20 protein-coding genes are annotated in these 17,183 nt (G+C 69.4%); 10 read left to right on the forward strand and 10 right to left on the reverse strand.

Going from position 1 to position 17,183, the window contains the following annotated elements; translation table 11 throughout:
* Positions 1–14 precede the first annotated feature (14 nt).
* The 4 genes from bioD to B0F77_RS31635 all read left to right on the forward strand — a co-directional run bounded on the left by bioD (position 15) and on the right by B0F77_RS31635 (position 2,619).
* Positions 15–734 carry a dethiobiotin synthase gene (gene bioD, locus B0F77_RS31620; protein WP_086666667.1) on the forward strand — a complete coding sequence of 240 codons (720 nt, stop codon included), beginning with the start codon at positions 15–17 and terminating at the stop codon, positions 732–734.
* A gap of 70 nt (positions 735–804) precedes the next feature.
* The gene (gene bioB, locus B0F77_RS31625) at positions 805–1,821 is read left to right on the forward strand and encodes a biotin synthase BioB (RefSeq protein WP_086666668.1); all 1,017 of its coding nucleotides are present in this window, start codon (positions 805–807) and stop codon (positions 1,819–1,821) included.
* 8 nt (positions 1,822–1,829) lie between these two features.
* Positions 1,830–2,015 carry a biotin synthase auxiliary protein BsaP gene (gene bsaP / locus B0F77_RS31630; RefSeq protein ID WP_425435750.1) on the forward strand — a complete coding sequence of 62 codons (186 nt, stop codon included), beginning with the start codon at positions 1,830–1,832 and terminating at the stop codon, positions 2,013–2,015.
* A 13-nt stretch (positions 2,016–2,028) separates the two neighbouring features.
* Positions 2,029–2,619, forward strand: a complete 591-nt coding sequence (locus B0F77_RS31635) for a DUF2567 domain-containing protein (RefSeq protein ID WP_086666670.1) — start codon at positions 2,029–2,031, stop codon at positions 2,617–2,619.
* Between the two features lie 53 nt (positions 2,620–2,672).
* On the opposite strand, the gene B0F77_RS31640 is transcribed toward B0F77_RS31635, so the two are convergent.
* Both B0F77_RS31640 and B0F77_RS31645 read right to left on the reverse strand, forming a co-directional pair.
* Positions 2,673–3,395 (reverse strand): putative hydro-lyase, encoded by a 723-nt coding sequence (locus B0F77_RS31640; protein WP_086666671.1) that lies wholly within the window; start codon positions 3,393–3,395, stop codon positions 2,673–2,675.
* Positions 3,392–4,636, reverse strand: a complete 1,245-nt coding sequence (locus B0F77_RS31645) for an MFS transporter (protein ID WP_086666672.1) — start codon at positions 4,634–4,636, stop codon at positions 3,392–3,394. The genes B0F77_RS31640 and B0F77_RS31645 overlap by 4 nt, the downstream gene beginning before the upstream one ends.
* 216 nt (positions 4,637–4,852) lie before the next feature.
* On the opposite strand from B0F77_RS31645, the gene B0F77_RS31650 reads away from it, so the two are divergent.
* Positions 4,853–5,665 carry an alpha/beta fold hydrolase gene (locus tag B0F77_RS31650; RefSeq protein WP_086666673.1) on the forward strand — a complete coding sequence of 271 codons (813 nt, stop codon included), beginning with the start codon at positions 4,853–4,855 and terminating at the stop codon, positions 5,663–5,665.
* Here B0F77_RS31650 and B0F77_RS31655 read toward each other — a convergent pair.
* Together B0F77_RS31655 and B0F77_RS31660 are read right to left on the reverse strand one after the other, a co-directional pair.
* Positions 5,662–6,342 (reverse strand): LON peptidase substrate-binding domain-containing protein, encoded by a 681-nt coding sequence (locus B0F77_RS31655; protein WP_086666674.1) that lies wholly within the window; start codon positions 6,340–6,342, stop codon positions 5,662–5,664. The two genes, B0F77_RS31650 and B0F77_RS31655, sit on opposite strands and share 4 nt — an antisense overlap.
* Before the next feature lie 9 nt (positions 6,343–6,351).
* Positions 6,352–7,020 carry an NUDIX hydrolase gene (locus tag B0F77_RS31660; protein ID WP_086666732.1) on the reverse strand — a complete coding sequence of 223 codons (669 nt, stop codon included), beginning with the start codon at positions 7,018–7,020 and terminating at the stop codon, positions 6,352–6,354.
* 100 nt (positions 7,021–7,120) lie between these two features.
* Here B0F77_RS31660 and nadA point away from each other — a divergent pair, with 100 nt between their 5' ends.
* From nadA to nadC, 3 genes are read left to right on the forward strand one after another with little or no spacing between them, the layout of a single operon-like run.
* Positions 7,121–8,140 (forward strand): quinolinate synthase NadA, encoded by a 1,020-nt coding sequence (gene nadA / locus B0F77_RS31665; RefSeq protein WP_086666675.1) that lies wholly within the window; start codon positions 7,121–7,123, stop codon positions 8,138–8,140.
* Complete coding sequence (locus B0F77_RS31670; RefSeq protein ID WP_086666676.1) at positions 8,140–9,753, forward strand: L-aspartate oxidase; 1,614 nt, start codon at positions 8,140–8,142, stop codon at positions 9,751–9,753. The genes nadA and B0F77_RS31670 overlap by 1 nt, the downstream gene beginning before the upstream one ends.
* Positions 9,750–10,586, forward strand: coding sequence for a carboxylating nicotinate-nucleotide diphosphorylase (gene nadC / locus B0F77_RS31675; RefSeq protein ID WP_086666677.1), 837 nt, complete (start codon positions 9,750–9,752; stop codon positions 10,584–10,586). The genes B0F77_RS31670 and nadC overlap by 4 nt, the downstream gene beginning before the upstream one ends.
* On the opposite strand, the gene B0F77_RS31680 is transcribed toward nadC, so the two are convergent.
* From B0F77_RS31680 to B0F77_RS31690, 3 genes are read right to left on the reverse strand one after another with little or no spacing between them, the layout of a single operon-like run.
* Positions 10,557–10,982, reverse strand: a complete 426-nt coding sequence (locus tag B0F77_RS31680) for an antibiotic biosynthesis monooxygenase (RefSeq protein ID WP_086666678.1) — start codon at positions 10,980–10,982, stop codon at positions 10,557–10,559. The two genes, nadC and B0F77_RS31680, sit on opposite strands and share 30 nt — an antisense overlap.
* 40 nt (positions 10,983–11,022) lie before the next feature.
* A complete protein-coding gene (locus tag B0F77_RS31685) occupies positions 11,023–11,430 on the reverse strand; it encodes a cupin domain-containing protein (protein WP_086666733.1) in 408 nt (135 codons plus the stop codon).
* A gap of 5 nt (positions 11,431–11,435) precedes the next feature.
* On the reverse strand, positions 11,436–12,209 hold the full coding sequence (locus B0F77_RS31690; RefSeq protein WP_086666734.1) for a carbon-nitrogen hydrolase family protein: 774 nt from the start codon (positions 12,207–12,209) through the stop codon (positions 11,436–11,438).
* Positions 12,210–12,233: 24 nt separating this feature from the next.
* On the opposite strand from B0F77_RS31690, the gene B0F77_RS31695 reads away from it, so the two are divergent.
* Positions 12,234–13,733, forward strand: coding sequence for an ABC transporter substrate-binding protein (locus tag B0F77_RS31695; protein ID WP_086666679.1), 1,500 nt, complete (start codon positions 12,234–12,236; stop codon positions 13,731–13,733).
* Here the strand turns inward: B0F77_RS31695 and B0F77_RS31700 are convergent.
* Both B0F77_RS31700 and B0F77_RS31705 read right to left on the reverse strand, forming a co-directional pair.
* Positions 13,726–14,217 (reverse strand): hypothetical protein, encoded by a 492-nt coding sequence (locus tag B0F77_RS31700; protein WP_086666680.1) that lies wholly within the window; start codon positions 14,215–14,217, stop codon positions 13,726–13,728. The genes B0F77_RS31695 and B0F77_RS31700 overlap by 8 nt on opposite strands.
* 10 nt (positions 14,218–14,227) lie before the next feature.
* Positions 14,228–14,716, reverse strand: a complete 489-nt coding sequence (locus B0F77_RS31705; RefSeq protein ID WP_086666681.1) for a hypothetical protein — start codon at positions 14,714–14,716, stop codon at positions 14,228–14,230.
* 26 nt (positions 14,717–14,742) lie between these two features.
* Between B0F77_RS31705 and B0F77_RS31710 the strand changes: the two genes are divergently transcribed.
* Positions 14,743–15,864 (forward strand): aminotransferase class V-fold PLP-dependent enzyme, encoded by a 1,122-nt coding sequence (locus B0F77_RS31710; protein WP_245848914.1) that lies wholly within the window; start codon positions 14,743–14,745, stop codon positions 15,862–15,864.
* On the opposite strand, the gene B0F77_RS31715 is transcribed toward B0F77_RS31710, so the two are convergent.
* Positions 15,845–17,143: a M14 family metallopeptidase gene (locus tag B0F77_RS31715; RefSeq protein WP_086666683.1), complete on the reverse strand. Its 1,299-nt coding sequence runs from the start codon at positions 17,141–17,143 to the stop codon at positions 15,845–15,847. The two genes, B0F77_RS31710 and B0F77_RS31715, sit on opposite strands and share 20 nt — an antisense overlap.
* Between the last annotated feature and the right edge of the window lie 40 nt (positions 17,144–17,183).

Genomic DNA, 17,183 nt, shown 5'->3' on the forward strand with positions numbered 1-17,183 from the left:
TAGGGTAGGTGCCTGTGAGCGTGCTGGTGATCACCGGAACCGGAACCGAGGTCGGCAAGACCGCCGTCACCGCGGGCATCGCGGCGCTGGCCAGGGCAGAAGGCAGACGGGTCGCGGTGCTGAAGCCCGCGCAGACCGGCCTGCTGCCCGGCGAGCCGGGCGACGTGGCGGAGGTGGCGCGGCTGGCGGGCGACGTGACGACCCGTGAGCTGGCCAGATACCCCGACCCGCTGGCTCCGGACACCGCGGCCAGGCGGGCGGGAATGGCCACCGTGCACCCCGCGGACGTCGCCAAAGCCGTCACCGAGCTCGACGAGACCCACGACCTGGTGCTGGTCGAGGGCGCCGGCGGGCTGCTGGTGCGGTTCGACGAGAGCGGCTCCACGCTGGCCGACATCGCGTGGGCGGTGAACGCGCCCGTGCTGATCGTGGCCCAGGCCGGGCTCGGAACGCTGAACGCGACCGCGCTGACGGCCGAGGCGCTGCAGCGGCGTGGCATCGAGTCGCTCGGTGTCGTGGTCGGCAGTTGGCCGTTGCACCCGGACCTCGCCTCCCTGACCAACCTCGCGGACCTGCCCGACGCGGCGGGTGGCCCGCTGCTCGGCGCGCTGCCCCAGGGTGTGACGAAGCTCGGTTCCGTGGATTTCCTGGCGGTCGCCAAGAGATCGTTTTCACCGTGGTTCGGCGGCGAGTTCGACCCGGAGACGTTCGCGGCTCAGTTCGCGGTCCAGTGACCTACATCGCTCCACGATGAAGGATTCAGTGAGGCATAGTGCTCGCCAGGCCACAGGAGGAGGAGAGACCGTGACCGCAGCTCCGGAACAGATCGACGTGCTCGACGAAGCTCGTGAGCAGGTGCTCGAACGAGGAGTCGGACTGTCCGAAGCCCAGGTGCTCAAGGTGCTCGAACTGCCTGAGGACCGGATCCCCGAGCTCCTGGCGCTGGCGCACGAGGTGCGTGAGCGCTGGTGCGGGCCCGAGGTCGAGGTCGAGGGCATCGTCTCGCTGAAGACCGGTGGCTGCCCGGAGGACTGTCACTTCTGCTCGCAGTCGGGCCAGTTCCCGTCGCCAGTGCGGTCGGCGTGGCTCGACATCCCCGGCCTGGTCCGCGCGGCGCGGCAGACCCGCGACACCGGCGCGACCGAGTTCTGCATCGTGGCTGCCGTGCGCGGCCCGGACAAGCGACTGCTCTCGCAGGTGCGCGACGGCATCAAGGCCATCCGCGAGGACGGCAACGACATCCAGATCGCCTGCTCGCTCGGCATGCTCACGCAGGAGCAGGTCGACGAACTGGTGGCGATGGGCGTGCACCGCTACAACCACAACCTCGAGACGGCTCGCTCGCACTTTCCCGAGGTCGTGACCACGCACTCCTGGGAGGAGCGCTGGGACACGCTGAGGATGATCCGCGACGCCGGCATGGAGGTCTGCTGCGGCGGCATCATCGGCATGGGGGAGACGCTGGCGCAGCGCGCGGAGTTCGCCGTGCAGCTGGCCGAACTGGAGCCCGACGAGGTGCCGCTCAACTTCCTCATCCCGAACCCCGGCACGCCGTACGAGAACTACCCGGTCGTGGAGGGCGCCGAGGCGCTGCGCACGGTCGGCGCGTTCCGGCTGGCCCTGCCGCGCACGATCCTGCGGTTCGCCGGCGGTCGTGAGCTGACGTTCGGTGACCTGGGCGCGAAGCAGGGCATGCTCGGCGGCATCAACGCGATCATCGTCGGCAACTACCTGACGAACCTCGGCCGCCCGGCCCAGCAGGACCTCGACATGCTGGAAGAGCTGTCGATGCCCATCAAGGCGCTGAGCCAGACCCTGTGATGACCGCGATGTTCTGTTCCTTCTGCGGCAAGGAGGAGGCTGGCGGCGACCACGCGTTCTGCCGTCAGCGCCTCTCGCTGATCGACCCGCCGCGGTACTGCTCGGAGTGCGCGCGCCGGATGGTCGTCCAGGTGACCCCGGACGGCTGGACGGCGCGCTGCAGCCGTCACGGAGAGATCGATTCGGGGCGGTAGTAACCTCTCGCGAATGGACGAGAAAGCAGCGCCGGTGCGCATCGAACCCGTGCCGGAGCCGCCGTACGTCTACCACTACATCCGGCCCCGGCCGAAGGTCGTGGTCAAGCGGGATCTGCTACCGGGCCTGGTGGTCCTGCTGACGACGTTCGCGGCCGGGCTCCCCGCCGCGTACGTGTGGTCGTGGCTCGCCCCGGCGCAGCTCAAGATCGTCTCGCCGCAGGACAACAAGTTCTACCCGATCGGGGTGGAGAGCTACCACCGGCTCGACGCGCTGATGGTGTTCGTGCTGATCGGTCTCGGCGCGGGCGCGGTCACCGGTATCGGGACGTGGCTGCTGCGGCAGCGGCGCGGGCCGGTCGTGATGCTGGGCATGACGGCGGGCTCGTTCGCGGCGGCGTGGTTCGCGCAGTGGCTGGGCGGATCGCTGGCCGCGGGCGCGTACCCGATGCCGTCGTCGATCAAGCCGAACGACACCCTGCTGATCGCGCCGTCTTTGGAGACGTGGTGGGGAATTCTGGCGTGGCCGTTGGCGGCCGCGCTGGCCTACGGCTGCTGCACGGCGTGGAACGGCCTGGACGACCTGGGCCGCCGCCTCGGTTAGGTCGATGAAGGGCTCCTTCATCCACGTGAGGTGGATGAAGGAGCCCTTCATCGTCAGCCGACGCGGTAGGCGAAGTCCGGCATGTCGGTCACGAACATCTGACCAGGCGCGTGCGTGATCGCGAACGGCGGCTTGGACTTCATCAGCACCGCCTGCGGAGTCACGCCGCACGCCCAGAACACCGGTACGTCACCGGGTTCCGGCTCGACGGCGTCGCCGAAGTCGGGCTGATGGATGTCGTCGATACCGAGCATCCGCGGGTCGCCCGCGCCGACCGGGGCCCCGTGCACCGAGGGCATCAGCGCGGTGACCTTGTGCGCGATGTCCACAAGGGACTCCGGAATCCACCGCATCGACACGACCATCGGCCCGTGCAGCCTGCCCGCCGGCCGGCACTGGATGTCCGTGACGTACATGGCGACGTTCTTCTGCTGATCGACGTGCCGCAGCGGCACTCCGGCGCTTTCCAGCGCCGTCTCGAACGTGAAGCTGCAGCCGATCAGGAACGTCACCAGGTCGTCGCGCCAGTACTCCGTGGCGTCCTCGGGTTCCGCCCTGAGTTCGCCGTGCTCCCAGATGCGGTACCGCGGCGCGTGGGTGCGCACGTCCGCGTCCTGCTTGAGCGCGCTGACCGTCTCGCCGGCGTCCAGCACGTCGAGCACCGGGCACGGTTTGGGGTTGCGGTGGGTGAAGAGCAGGAAGTCGTACGCCCAGTCCTTGGGGATGGCGATGAGGTTGGCCTGTGCCTGTCCCGGTGCCTTGCCCGCTGTCGTCATTCCAGCTCCTTGTTGACCGTCTCCGGCAGCCAGATCAACGCGACGACCGCGATCCCGTACGCCGCCGCCCCGAACAGCATGGCACCGCCGATGCCGAGCCGGTCGGCCATGAACCCGACCAGTCCCGGGAAAACGGCGCCGAACGCACGTCCGAAGTTGTAGGTGAAGCCCTGCCCGGTACCTCGCAACCGCGTCGGGTAGAGCTCGCTGAGGTAGCTGCCGAACCCGCTGAAGATCGCGGACATGCAGAACCCGAGCGGGAAGCCGAGGAACATGACCAACGTGTTGGCACCGTTGGGAATCTGCGTGTAGGCGACGATCAGCAACGCGCTGGCGATCGCGAACAGCGTGAAGGTCTTCTTGCGCCCCAGGTAGTCCGTGAGATAGCCGCCGCTGACGTACCCGATCCACGCGCCGGTGATGAGGAACGCGAGGTAGCCGCCGGTGCCGATGATGGTCAGGCCGCGGCCGGTCTGCAGGAACGCGGGCAGCCAGGTCGCGAGGGTGTAGTAACCGCCCTGGACGCCGGTGGCGAGCAGCGCCGCGAACAGCGTGGTCTTGAGGATCGGGCCCTGGAAGATCTTCGGGAAGGTGCCGCCTTCTTTGGGCTGTGCCTTGGTTTCCGGGGCGTCGTCGACGTTGCGGCGCACGTAGAAGATGAGGATCGCCGGGAGCGCGCCGGTCCAGAACATGATGCGCCACGACCAGGCCGGGTCCGCGAGCGACGCGACCAGGGTGTTGATGATGACCGCGAGTCCCCAGCCGGCCGCCCAGGCGCTCTGGATGAACGCCACCGTGCGGCCGCGGTACTTCGGCTTGCAGTACTCGGCCACGAGGATCGCCCCGGCCGCCCACTCGCCGCCGAAGCCGAGGCCCTGCAGCGCGCGGAAGATCAGCAAGGTCTCGTAGCTGGTCGCGAACCCGCACAGCACGGTGAAGAACGCGTACGCCGCGACCGTGATGATCAGGGTTTTCGACCGGCCGAACCGGTCGGCCATGATGCCCGCCACCGCGCCGCCGATGGCGCTCATGAGCAGCGTGCTCGTACCCAGCAGGCCTGCTTCGGCCTTGGTGAGGCCGAAGTAGCCGCTGATCGCGACCAGGCTCAGCGGCAGGACCCAGTAGTCGTAGGAGTCCAGTCCGTAGCCGCCGAACGCGCCGATGAACGCGCGCCTGCCCTTCTGGCCGAGAGTGCGGAACCAGGCGAAACGGCCTGTGTCCTCGGTCGTGGTCGTGCTCATGCGACACCTCGCAGCGTGGTGGAGGAGTGGTCGATGTGATGTAGCGCTCAGGGTAAGGATTGTTCAACAATCCCACAAGGCCACAATTCAACGATCCGACGATCGTCTCTCGGGAGCTGGGCTTGATGGCGTCCGCAAGTACCACTATCGGGCAGGGGTCAACGGTTCACGGGTGGTCAGGCGTTGAGGTGGTGGACACCGGAGGAGGAACAACGAGTGATCACCTCGGTGGATGGCACGACCATCGGTTACCGGACGACGGGCAGAGGCCCTGGTGTGCTGGTCGTTCCCGGTCCGATGGAGGGCGCTGACGACTTCCAGGAGCTGGCGGACGCGCTCGCGAGCGGCTTCACCGTCCACGTCGTCGACCGCCGAGGCCGCGGCGAGAGCGGGCCGCACCGAGCCGGCCACGGTCTGCGGACCGAGGTCGAGGACGTCCGGGCCGTCCTGGTCGCCACCGGCGCGCAGCGGTTGTTCGGCGTCAGCTCCGGTGCGGTGATCGCGCTGCAAACGGCCCTGCAACTGCCCGGCATCACCCACGTCGCCGCATACGAGCCACCGTTCGGCGTGGTGAAGCACAAGCGCGAGGTGATCCGCCGGTTCGAGCAGGAGGTCGCGGCCGGGCAGGATCTCGAGGCGGTGGTCACGATCGCCAGGGGGTTCGGGATCGGGCCGCGATGGCTGCGGATGATGCTGCGAATCGCGCCGCGCGGGTTTCTCGTCGCGGCGGCGCGCAAGATGGTGGCAGAGGAAGGGGAGGACCTGTTCGAGGGTCTGCCGACCGTGCGCCACGACCTGAGGATCGTGGAGGAGGGCAGCGCGAACCTGGCGCGCTTCGGGGCGCTCCGCGGGCACGTGCTGCTGATCGGCGGCACCGACTCGCCGCGCCACCTCGTGGGAGGCCTGTACGCGCTCGCCGATCTGCTGCCGGATGCCGAGAAGATCCTCGTCGAGAAAGCCCACCACTTCAGCGCGAGCGAGAACCCCCGGCTCGTCCTGCCCGCGCTGCAGAACTTCCTGGGCGCCTAGTTCGGGTTCGGCACGTGCCCGAACTCGGTCAGCGGCACCGGAACTGCCTTCAGCGCGCTGAGAATTCCGGTCTCCCGGTGCAACATCCGCCGGACCAGTCGCAACCGCCGGGCCGGCGACCGTTCCTCCAGCAACCGCTGCCGATCCTCGACGGGCAACAGGCAGTCGGCCGCCAGCAGGTACGACAGCGCTCCCAGCGAGACGTCGTCCGAGGGCGGCGACCAGTCCTCGCGGTGCCAGGCCGCGCCGCAGTACCGCTCGTGGGCGGCGCGCGCCCCGCGTTCGAGGATCGGCACGACTTCCAGGGCGGCCTCGGGCACCACGGAGTCCTCGATGTAGTCGATGTGCCCCAACAGGTACGGCGCGGTGGTGGTGTCGACGTCGAGCAGCCGGAACCGACGCACGCCACGCGTCACGATGTCGAAGCGGCCCTCTGGCAGCGGGCGGGCGTCCAGCAGGTCCGCGGAGCAGCCGATGTCCTGCAGGGAACCGACGTTGTCGGCGCCCACCTCCCAGCCCTCCTTGATGCACACCACGCCGAACGTGCGGCCGAACAGCGAGCCGGTCATCAGGTCGACGACGAGCTGGCGGTAGCGGGGCTCGAAGATGTGCAACGGCAAGGACGCCCCGGGGAGCAGCACGGTGCCCAAAGGGAAGAGCGGAAGCGTCTCGGCCACGCGTCCACGTTACGGGCTGGCACTCCCGCCCGCCGGACGGCCAGATCCAGGGGGCCTGAGCACGGCGAACGGATCGGTCACCTTGATTCCCTTGGCGCTGAACCGGAACAACGCGGCGGGGCGGCCGCCGGACGGGCCGGGGGGAGCGGTGCCACCCGTGGGTTCCAGCAGCAGGCGGCGGGAGAGCACGCGCTGGAGGTTCGTCGCGGACACCCGGTAGCCCAGGGCCGCCGAGTAGTGGTCGCGCAGCAGCGAGATGGTGAACTCCGGCGGTGCCAGCGCGAAGCCGAGGTTCGTGTACGAGAGCTTCGAGCCTAGCCTGTGCCGCGCTCGGTGCACGATCGAGGAGTGGTCGAACGCCATCGCGGGGAGCGTGTCCACGCAGTGCCACTCGGTGTCCGCCGGCCGCTCCGGATCGACGTCCGAAGGGACCAGCCCGAGGAACGCCGTCGCGACGACGCGGGGTCCCGGGACGCGGTCCGGGGCGCTGAAAACCGCGAGCTGCTCGACGTGTGACAGTTGTCGCACGTCGACTTTTTCCGCCAGCTGACGGCGGATGGAGGACTCCACGTCCTCGTCCACCCGCAGCTCTCCACCCGGCAACGACCAGCGGTGAGCGTGTGGCTCCCGTGCGCGCTCCCACAGCATGACCTGGAGTGACGCACCTCTCACCCGCAGCACAGCTGCCAGAACTTCATGCCCCACGCCCGCCACTCGGCTGATACTATCGGCCACGTTTTCGACCAGTAGGCGAAAACCTGGAACCGAGGAGGCAGCGATGGTCGCTACCGCAACCGTGGAGCGAACCGCGTCAGGTGTGTTCGGCGGAGTCGAGCCGGACGCGGCGTGGCGGGAAGAGGTGTTGCGCCTCGCGAAGGAGCGGGATGCGGTCATCCTGGCGCACAACTACCAGCTGCCCGAGATCCAGGACATCGCCCACCACACCGGCGACTCCCTCGCGCTTTCCCGCATCGCGGCCCAGTCCGACGCGCAGACGATCATCTTCTGCGGCGTGCACTTCATGGCCGAGACGGCGAAGATCCTGGCGCCGCGGAAGACCGTGCTGATCCCGGACGAGCGCGCGGGCTGCTCGCTCGCCGACTCGATCACCGGCGCCCAGCTGCGCGAGTGGAAGGCGGAGCACCCCGGCGCGGTCGTCGTGTCCTATGTGAACACCACGGCCGAGGTGAAGGCGGAGACGGACATCTGCTGCACGTCGTCGAACGCCGTCGACGTGGTGCGCTCGATCCCGGCCGACCGCGAGGTGCTGTTCTGCCCGGACCAGTTCCTGGGCGCGCACGTCAAGCGCGAGACCGGCCGCGAGAACCTGCACATCTGGGCGGGCGAGTGCCACGTCCACGCCGGCATCAACGGTCCTGAGCTGGCCGAACGCGCCGCCGCGAACCCGGACGCCGACCTGTTCATCCACCCGGAGTGCGGGTGCGCGACCTCCGCGCTCTACCTGAGCGGCGAGGGCATCGTCCCGGCGGAGAAGGTCAAGATCCTCTCGACCGGCGACATGATCACCGCGGCCCGCTCGACGAAGGCGACCAAGGTGCTCGTCGCGACCGAGGTCGGCATGCTGCACCAGCTGCGCAAGGCCGCCCCGGAGATCGACTTCCGCGCCGTCAACGACCGCGCGTCCTGCACCTACATGAAGATGATCACGCCGGCCGCGCTGCTGCGGTGCGTGCGCGACGGCCTGGACGAGGTGCACGTGGACCTGGAGACCGCCAAGCGCGCCCAGGGCGCCGTGCAGCGCATGATCGAGATCGGCCAGCCCGGCGGCGGTGAGTGATGGCCGCGCGCTGGGAGGCGCGGGCCGACCTGATCGTGGTCGGCACGGGCGTGGCGGGGCTGACCGCCGCGCTCCGGGCTCGTGAGCTGGGGCTGCGCGTCCTCGTCGTCACGAAGGCGGCGGGCGACGACGGCAACACGCGCTGGGCTCAGGGCGGCGTCGCCGTTGTCATGCAGGACCAGCACGACCCCGGTGACACGGTGGGGCGGCACATCGAGGACACGCTGACGGCGGGCGCGGGCCTCTGTGACGACGCGGCGGTCACGGCGATCATCACCGACGGACCTCAGGCCGTCGCGAGGCTGCGCGAGCGCGGTGCGACATTCGACGCGAAGCCCGACGGGCTGCTGGAACGCACCCGCGAAGGCGGCCACAGCGCGTTCCGCGTCGTGCACGCCGGCGGTGACGCGACCGGCGCCGAGGTCGAACGCGCACTGCTCAAGGCCACTGTGGACGGACGGGTTCCGCTGCTGGAGAACCACGTCGCGGTGGACGCGGTGAGGACCCCGTTCGGTGCCGTGGCCGGCTTGCTGGTGCTCGACAGCAACGGCGTACCCGGCGTGCTGACCGCGCCCGCCGTGCTGCTCGCGACCGGTGGCCTCGGCCAGATGTACCAGGCGACCTCGAACCCGTCCGTCGCGACGGGCGACGGGCTGGCGCTGGCGTTGCGGGCCGGTGCGCTGGCCGCGGACGTCGAGTTCATCCAGTTCCACCCGACCGTGCTCTACACGGGCAGGGGCGCGCGAGGCCGTTGCCCGCTCGTCACGGAGGCCGTGCGCGGTGAGGGTGCCGTGCTGGTCGACGCGACCGGCGCCCGCGTGATGAAGGGCGTGCACCCGCTGGAGGACCTCGCGCCGCGCGACGTCGTGGCGGCCGCGATCACCCGCCACATGGCTCTTGAGCCCGGTGGTGTCGACGACCACGTGTTCCTGGACGCGACCTCGTTGCACGACATGGCAACGCGCTTCCCGACCGTGTACGCGGCCTGCGTCTCGGTCGGCGTCGACCCGGCCGTGGACCCGATTCCCGTTGCCCCGGCGGCACACTTCGCCTGCGGTGGCGTGGTCTCGACGGTCGATGGACGCACCGGCGTGACCGGCCTGTACGCGGTCGGCGAGGTCGCCCGCACCGGTCTGCACGGCGCGAACCGCCTGGCCTCCAACAGCCTGCTCGAAGGCCTGGTCTGCGGCACGCGCGCGGCCGAGGCCGTGGCCGCCGATCTGGCGGTCGGGTTCATCGCGCCCGTCCGCGCCGTCGACCCCGTGCTGCCCACGGCCCCGGTCGCCGACCGGGACCTGCTCCAGCGCGTGATGTCCCGCTACGCGGCGATCGGCCGGGACGCGGAAGGTCTCGCGGTCGTCGGGTCGGTGCTCGACGTGTCCACTGTGGACAAGCAGCTGGAGTCGCGCGAACTGGTCGAGGACGCCGCCCTGACCATCGCCGCCCGCGCCCTGATCGCGGCGGCCCAGGAACGCACCGAGTCGCGCGGCTGTCACGTCCGCACCGACTTCACCGAGCGTTCCGAGGCGTGGCAACGCAGTCAGCTCGTCCGGCTCACCCCGACCGGTCAGCCCGTGCTGGCCGATCCCGTTCTCGCGGAGGGTGTCGCATGACCATCGATTGGGACGACGCGAACCGGGTCATCCAGCTCGCGCTGGAAGAAGACCTCCGCTACGGCCTGGACGCCACCACGTTGGCGACCGTGCCGGAGAAGGCCGCGGCCACCGCGGAGATCACGCCTCGCGCCTCGGGCGTGCTGTGCGGTGTTTCCATCGCGCGTGCTGCTTTCCAGCGCTATCTGCCCGAGGTCGAGGTGCTGTCCGAGGCCACCGACGGCGACAAGGCCGTGCCGGGTGAGCCCGCACTGGTGCTCACCGGCCCGGCCCGTGGCCTGCTCACGGTCGAGCGCACGGCGTTGAACCTGATCTGCCACCTGTCCGGCATCGCCACGCAGACCGCCCGCTGGGTGACGGCGATCGAGGGCACCGGTGCTGCTGTGCGCGACTCGCGGAAGACGTTGCCAGGTCTCAGGCTTCTGCAGAAGTACGCGGTCCGCTGCGGCGGCGGCGTGAACCACCGCATGGGCCTCGGCGACGCGATCCTGATCAAGGACAACCACGTCGCCGCGGCGGGTTCCGTCGGTGCGGCGATCCGTGCGGCCCGTGCGCACGCGCCGGAACTGCTGATGGAGGTCGAGGTCGACAGCCTGGAGCAGCTCGACGAGGCTCTGGCCGAAGGCGCGGAACTGGTGCTGCTGGACAACTTCACGCCCGAGCAGTGTGCGGAAGCCGTGCGGCGCAGGCCGGCGAACGTCAAGCTGGAGGCGTCCGGCGGGCTCACGCTGGACGTGGCCCGCCGGTACGCCGAAACCGGCGTGGACTACCTCGCGGTCGGCGGTCTCACGCACTCCAGCCCGTCACTCGACCTCGGCCTCGACCTTCGCTAGCGGCTGGTACCGCTCCACACCGACGTGCTGGACGCCGGGGAAGTTCTGCACCCGGCGCCAGTCCGCGGTGCGTGAGCCGACGCCGTTGCCACTCGACACCGCGTCGACGTGGTCCGCGGCGCTGACCCACTCCGCGACGTTGACGACGCGCTTGCCGTCGTCGCGGATGTGAAACGCCGCGGAGATGCCGCCGGGGTGCGGGTTCGGCTCGCTCGCCAGCGCGACGAACACCGAGTCGACCCACGCCTTCGCGGTGGCCTCGCTGTCGGTGTCGACCGTCACCAGGACGACGCAGCCGACGTCGCGGTCACCGCGCGGGTTGCTGGCCCGGTAGAGCTTGAAGCCGTCGAGGTCGGTGCGGCTGCGGAAGAACGAGGGCAGTGCGGGAAGAGTCATGCCCCCGATCCTGTGAGCTCGACCTAACTTGAGGTCAAGCTCATTCGAACGAACAACCCGGATTCGCTTCGTCCCGTGACAACGGCGTACCGATGGGGTTCACGTACAGCACCTCCAGCACCATCGGCGAAGTGCCGAGATTGCGCCCGATGTGCACCTGGTGCGGCAGCTCGATCAGCGTGTCACCGCGGCGGTTCACGAACGTCGTGGTGCAGTCGGACTCGGTCCGCGTCAGCACGCCCTTCTTGACGAGCGCGTACAGGGTGCCGTCGTGGTGGTGCCAGCCGGTGCTGCCACCGGGGTCGATGGTGATCTCGCGGAGGACGTAGTCGCGGTCGCCGGCGGTCCACTGGGCGAGGATCTTGCCCGTCACCCCGCGTGACGGCGTCGCCGAGGCAACGCCCGACAACAACAGCAAAGCGGCCACTACAGCCGAAACGATGCGCATGAAGGTCAACCTAGCCGTCGGTTCGCCAGCACGGGCAGGACCTGTCGGGCTTGTTCCACCGCGGCGAGATCGATGTCGACCACCGAGACCTCTGGCTGGTCGGAGAGTTGCAGGGCCACGTTGCCGAACGGATCCGCGACGGTCGAGTAGCCGATGCCCGTCGGTGCGGAGGAGCCCAGCTCACCTGGGTACGCCTGCCCGCACGCCACGACGAACGACGTGCAGTCCAACGCCCGCGCCCGCACCAGCAGCTCCCACTGCTCCTTCTTGCCCGGCCCGGCGCCCCACGACGCCCCGACCAGCACCGCCGACGCGCCCTTGTCGGCCAGCGCGCGGAACAGCTCGGGGAAGCGGATGTCGTAACAGGTGGCCACGCCCAGCGTGACGCCGTCCACCTCGAACGTCACGACCTCCGAGCCGGGCGCGACCGTGCGCGACTCCTGGAACCCGAACGCGTCGAACAGGTGGATCTTGTCGTAGCCGAGGTGGATGTCCGGCCCGGTCACCAGCAGGGTGTTCGTCACGCGGTCACCGGACGGCGTGAACATACCGGCGACCACCACGACGTCGTGCTGAGCGGCGATCTCGTGCACCGCGGACGCCCACGGCCCGTCCAACGGCTCCGCGACCGGCCCGAGCGGCACGCCGAAGCGGCACATCGTCGCCTCCGGGAGCAGCACGACCCGCGCGCCGTCGGCCCTGCGCACCGCGTCGCGGACGAGCTCCAGGTTGGACCGGGGGTCGGTGGTGGAGCTGATCTGACTCACGGCGATGCGCATGCGGATCACTGTAGGGTCCGACTCGTGCGTTCCCCACTGCTCCTCGTCGTGTTGCTGGCCGTCGCGGGCTGCACCGAGACCGCCACACCCCGCCCGGACGGTGGCACGAACGGCACGTCGATCGTGCTCGCCGACCGCGACGAACCGACGACGCTGAACCCGCTGCTCGGCTACGGCGCCCAGGGCGTGTCGAAGATCTACGACGGACTCGTCGAGCATCGCCAGGACGGCTCGCTCAAGCCCCAGCTCGCCGCCGACCTGCCGAAACCGGCCGCGGACGGGCTGAGCTGGACGGTGAAGCTGCGCGGCGACGTGAAGTTCACCGACGGCAGCACGTTCGGCGCGGAGGACGTCGTCGCGACCTACACCGCGGCGCTGCAGAACCCGGTCAAGGAGCGGTTCGGCACGCTCAAGGGCGTCGAGCAGGTCGACCCGTCCACGGTCCGCTTCACCCTCACGCAGACGCAGGCGGCGTTCCCGCACCTGCTCGTGCTCGGCATCCTGCCCAGCGAGCAGGCGAACCCGAACGGCCAGCCGATCGGCACCGGGCCGTACAAGGTCACCGAGTGGAAGAAGGGCGACCGGCTGCTGCTGGACGCCAACGAGAGCTACTTCGACGGCGTGCCCAAGGTCAAGAAGCTGACCGTCGTGTTCGTCACCGACGACAACCAGCGCGCCCGCCGCATGCAGGACGGCGAGTTCGACGGCACGGTGCTGCCGCCCAAGATCGCCACGCAGTTCGCCGGCAAGTCCGGCCTGTCGGTCCAGTACCACCGCAGCGCCGACTACCGGGCCGTGCGGTTGCCCGCGGCGAACCCGGTCACCGGCAACGCCTCCGTCCGGCTCGCGCTGAACTTCGCCGCGAACCGCCAGGGCATGATCGACAGCCTGCTGGTGGGCAAGGGCACCATCGCCTACACGCCGGTGCCGGACGCGTTGGCCGAGGAGTTCGACCCGACCGCGAAGTTCCGCTTCGACAAGACCGAGGCCGTCCGTCAGCTCGACGCGGGCGGCTGGGTGCCCGGCACGGACGGGATCCGGGTTCGCGAGGGCGTGCCGGCGCGGTTCACGCTGATGTACCCGCTCGGTGACGACCTGCGCGCCGACCTCGCCACGGCGTTCGCGGCCGACGCCAAGGCCGTCGGTGTGGACGTGCAGCTCGCCGGCCTGTCGTGGGAGGCGATCCGGCCGCGGATGGCCCAGGACGCGCTGCTCTACGGCGAGGGTTCGCCGTTCGACCCCGACCTGATGCTCTACGACCTGCGCGGCCAGGGCAGCCCGGCCGCCGACGCGGCGCTGGAGAACGGCCGCAAGCTCATCGACCCGGCGCAACGGGCGGTGGCGTACAAGCTCTTCCAGCAGGCGTACGTCGCGGCGCCGTCGATGGCGGTGCTGGTCTTCCCCGAGCACGCCTACGTGATGCGTGACTCGTGGAACGGCTACCAGCCCGTGGTCGACCCGAACTCCTACGGCGCGCTGGCCTGGGGTCCGTGGTGGAACCTCGACAAGTGGGAGCCTAAGTAGTCACGCGGTTGATCTCGCGGACGGCCCGTTCGGGGTCGTCCGCCCAGAACTCGACGCGCTCGACCCGCTGCACACCGGTCTTGCCGAGGTTGACCAGCTGCGGCTCGTGGAACGGCACCGAGACGTTCGTCTTGGTCAGCGACTGGATGACGAGCGCGTCGCCGATCACCTCGACGCTGCGCCGCCCCTGGTGGCTGCGCTCGGCGACCTGCGCGGAGCCCAGGTCCCCGGCCGGGATGTGCCAGTCGAAGAAGCCGAGCTGGCGCAACCGCAGTTCCTCGTCGGAGACGGTGTGCGGCTGGCGGTACAGCACGTAGAGAGCGCCCACGCACACGACGGTGTTCAGCACGCCCAGGACGATCAACGTGATCAGCAGCCACGGGATGTCCAGGCCGAGCGCGACCAGCGCGATCCCGACCGCCGTGATGATCAGGAACCGCACGTACCTCGGCCTCATGCGCTTGCCGTAGGGGATCTCCACCATGTGGCCGAGCCTATTTCCGCAACGCGCGCACCATCTCGCCGGGGTTGTCGGCCCAGAACTCGATCTTCGTCACCTCGTGCACGCCCCTGCGTCCTAGGTCGACCTCCTGCGGTTCGTTCAACCGCAGCGCCACGTTGGTGGAGTTGGAGACCTCCAGCACGAGCGTTCCGTCCACAACGGACCGCGTCTTGTTCAACGACCGGCTGGACAGGCCGTGCGTCACGGTGTCGATGGCCGACAGCGGAATCCGGTACTCGAACTCGCGCGCGTACCGCAGCCACAGGTACTCGTCGTCGATCTCGTGTTTGAACTTGTGCAGCATCCACAGCAGCCACGCCAGCAGCAGCGCGCTCAGCAACCCGAACGCGAGCAGCACGGCCCGCAGCCAGAACCACGGCACGAGCAGGTCGACGAGCAGGATCTCCACCGGTGTCAGCACGAGGAACACCCACAAGAGCGGTCTGACCTGTGCGCTGTAACCAAACGAACGGTCCCCCATGGGTTCGATGGTGGCACAGTGACGTGGTGGACCTGATCTTTTTGGACAGCGCCGGTTCCTCACTCCCGCCCGCCCAGGTGACCGACGAGGTGATCGGCCACCTGCGCAGGGAGTCCGAGATCGGCGGCTACCGCGCCGCCGCCGAACGCCACGAGGACCTCGAGGCCGGCTACGGCGTGCTCGCCGAGCTCTTCGGCTGCGCGCCGTCCGAGGTCGCGTTCACCGACAGCGCCACCCGCTCGTGGCTCACCGCCTTCGACGCGGTGCCCCTGAGCAAGGGCGACCGGATCCTGGTGACCGAGGTCGAGTACGGCGGCAACGCCGTGCCGATGCTGCGCCGCGCGGAGGAGACCGGCGCGACGATCGAGGTGCTGCCGTCCGACCGCCACGGACAGCTCGACCTCGATGCCCTGGACCTCGACGAACGGGTCAAGCTGGTCTCGCTGGTGCACGTGCCCACCAACGGCGGCCTGGTCAACCCGGTGAACGAGGTCACCGCCAGGGCCCGCGAGGCCGGGGCGCTGGTGCTGCTCGACGCCTGTCAGTCGATCGGCCAGCTGGACGTGCGCGGCCTCGACTACGACATGCTCGTCTGCACCGGCCGGAAGTGGTTGCGCGGACCGCGCGGCACGGGCGCGCTGGTGGTCCGCGACGACGTGCGGAGGCGGCTGCGGCCGAGGCTGATGGACCACAGCGGCGCCGCGTGGACCGCACCCGACCGGTACGAACCGCGCGACGACGCGCGGGTGTTCGAGCTGTGGGAGTTCAGCATCGCGGACCGGCTGGGCCTGATCGCCGCCGCGAGGTACGCCCTGGACAAGGGCATGGGCGTGATCGAGAACGAGGTCGCGGACCGTGCCAAGCGTTTGCGCGAGGGCCTGCGGACCATCCCCGGCATCACCGTCCGGGACCTCGGGGAACGGCAGTCCGGCATCGTCACGTTCACGTCGGAGCACGTGCCGCCGATGGAGCTGAAGGACCGGCTCTGGGACCGGAAGGTGGCCGTGACGGTGTCGCGGAGCGGGTCGACGTTGATCGACATGACCAAACGGGGCCTGGACGAGGTAGTGCGGGCGTCCCCGCACTACTTCGTCACTCCTGAGGAGATCGATCAGGCGTTGGAACGGATCAGCAGGTCTGCCCGATGACCCGCTTCACGCAGTCCGAGTACTGCAGGAACAGGTCGGTCGCCTTGTCGTTGCGAGTGGTCTGGGCGGCGATGACCGTGTCACGCGGGTAGAAGCCGTTCAGGCCACCGCTGCTCGGGTACATCTCGAAGGTGTACGACCAGATCTTGTGCTGGCCCCACATCCAGTCGTCGATGGTGCCGTCGGTGATGTAGAGGTCGCTCGACTGCTCGGGCGTGTAGCCGTTGGTGGCGGCCATCTGCTGGCCGAGCGTGCGGAACGCCCGCTCCTCGTTCGCGTCCAGGCCGGGTGCGGTGGCCGCCGTGGTCCAGCCGAACGGCCACAGCACGAGCTCCGAGAACGTGTGGAAGTCGATGTTCGTCTTGATCTGCTGGACGCCACCGACCACGCGGGAGTTCACGAAGTCGCGGATGCGCTGGGTCTCCGGCGCGGAGAACGCCGAGGTGCCGCGGTAGGTGTCCGACGTGGAACTACCGCTGGAACCGCCGCAGCAGCCCCACTTGTAGCCGAAGTTGCGGTTCAGGTCGGTGCCGTTGCCCTGCCGGTTCTTCCGCCAGCCGCGGAACGAGCCGGTCGCGATGTCGTACTCGGCGCCGTCCGGGTTGACGCTGGGGACGACCCAGATCTCGCGGGAGTCGACGAGTGCCTTCAACGACGCGTTGGTCGCGTAGCCGTCGGTCAGGCGCTGGATGAAGTGCAGGCACATCTCGACGGTCAGGTGCTCACGCGCGTGCTGGTTGCACGTGATGATCACCTCGGGCTTCGCCTGGTCGACCGCGGGGTTGTTGCTGATCTTCAGCATCCACAGGTCGCGGCCCTCGTACGACTTGCCGATGCTGGAGAGCTTCGCGAGGTTCGAGTGGGCGGCGACGGTCTTGTCGAGCTCGGCCTTCATCTCCGCGTAGTTGTGGTAGCCGGTGTAGCCGGACGGGAAGTCCTGGGTGCCGATCTGACCGGGCACCGGGTCCCTGAAGTCGACCTTGCCGAGCTTGGCGAACTCGGCCTCCGCGTCACCGATGTACTTCATCGGCAGGCCGGTCCGCCGCAGGGCGCGGGCCTCGCCGGCGTCGGCGATCACGGTCACGGGACCGTTGGTGGTCTCGTCGATCAGGTCGGTGCCGGTGTAGACGACCTGCCTGAGCTGCTCGACGTTCTTCACGGTGATCTCGTAGACCGTGCGGCCGGAGCCGGCTGCCTGAGTCGGGGCGCTCGTGCCCACCAGCAGAGGCAGGCTGAGTCCGAGCACTGCGGCGATGACGCCGCGGCGCTTAGTGAACATGGATCCTCCATCATCAGCAGGGGTTTGCGACGGAGTGGTG

The sequence above is a fragment of the Lentzea kentuckyensis genome (assembly GCF_002150765.1).
Classification (GTDB): domain Bacteria; phylum Actinomycetota; class Actinomycetes; order Mycobacteriales; family Pseudonocardiaceae; genus Lentzea; species Lentzea kentuckyensis.

Coding starts and splice junctions, on each gene's coding strand:
- bsaP (WP_425435750.1), top strand. CDS start 1,830: ATGTTCTGTTCCTTCTGCGGCAAGGAGGAGGCTGGCGGCGACCACGCG.
- B0F77_RS31635 (WP_086666670.1), top strand. CDS start 2,029: ATGGACGAGAAAGCAGCGCCGGTGCGCATCGAACCCGTGCCGGAGCCG.
- B0F77_RS31640 (WP_086666671.1), bottom strand. CDS start 3,395: ATGACGACAGCGGGCAAGGCACCGGGACAGGCACAGGCCAACCTCATC.
- B0F77_RS31645 (WP_086666672.1), bottom strand. CDS start 4,636: ATGAGCACGACCACGACCGAGGACACAGGCCGTTTCGCCTGGTTCCGC.
- nadA (WP_086666675.1), top strand. CDS start 7,121: ATGGTCGCTACCGCAACCGTGGAGCGAACCGCGTCAGGTGTGTTCGGC.
- B0F77_RS31670 (WP_086666676.1), top strand. CDS start 8,140: ATGGCCGCGCGCTGGGAGGCGCGGGCCGACCTGATCGTGGTCGGCACG.
- nadC (WP_086666677.1), top strand. CDS start 9,750: ATGACCATCGATTGGGACGACGCGAACCGGGTCATCCAGCTCGCGCTG.
- B0F77_RS31680 (WP_086666678.1), bottom strand. CDS start 10,982: ATGACTCTTCCCGCACTGCCCTCGTTCTTCCGCAGCCGCACCGACCTC.
- B0F77_RS31685 (WP_086666733.1), bottom strand. CDS start 11,430: ATGCGCATCGTTTCGGCTGTAGTGGCCGCTTTGCTGTTGTTGTCGGGC.
- B0F77_RS31690 (WP_086666734.1), bottom strand. CDS start 12,209: ATGCGCATCGCCGTGAGTCAGATCAGCTCCACCACCGACCCCCGGTCC.
- B0F77_RS31700 (WP_086666680.1), bottom strand. CDS start 14,217: ATGGTGGAGATCCCCTACGGCAAGCGCATGAGGCCGAGGTACGTGCGG.
- B0F77_RS31705 (WP_086666681.1), bottom strand. CDS start 14,716: ATGGGGGACCGTTCGTTTGGTTACAGCGCACAGGTCAGACCGCTCTTG.
- B0F77_RS31715 (WP_086666683.1), bottom strand. CDS start 17,143: ATGTTCACTAAGCGCCGCGGCGTCATCGCCGCAGTGCTCGGACTCAGC.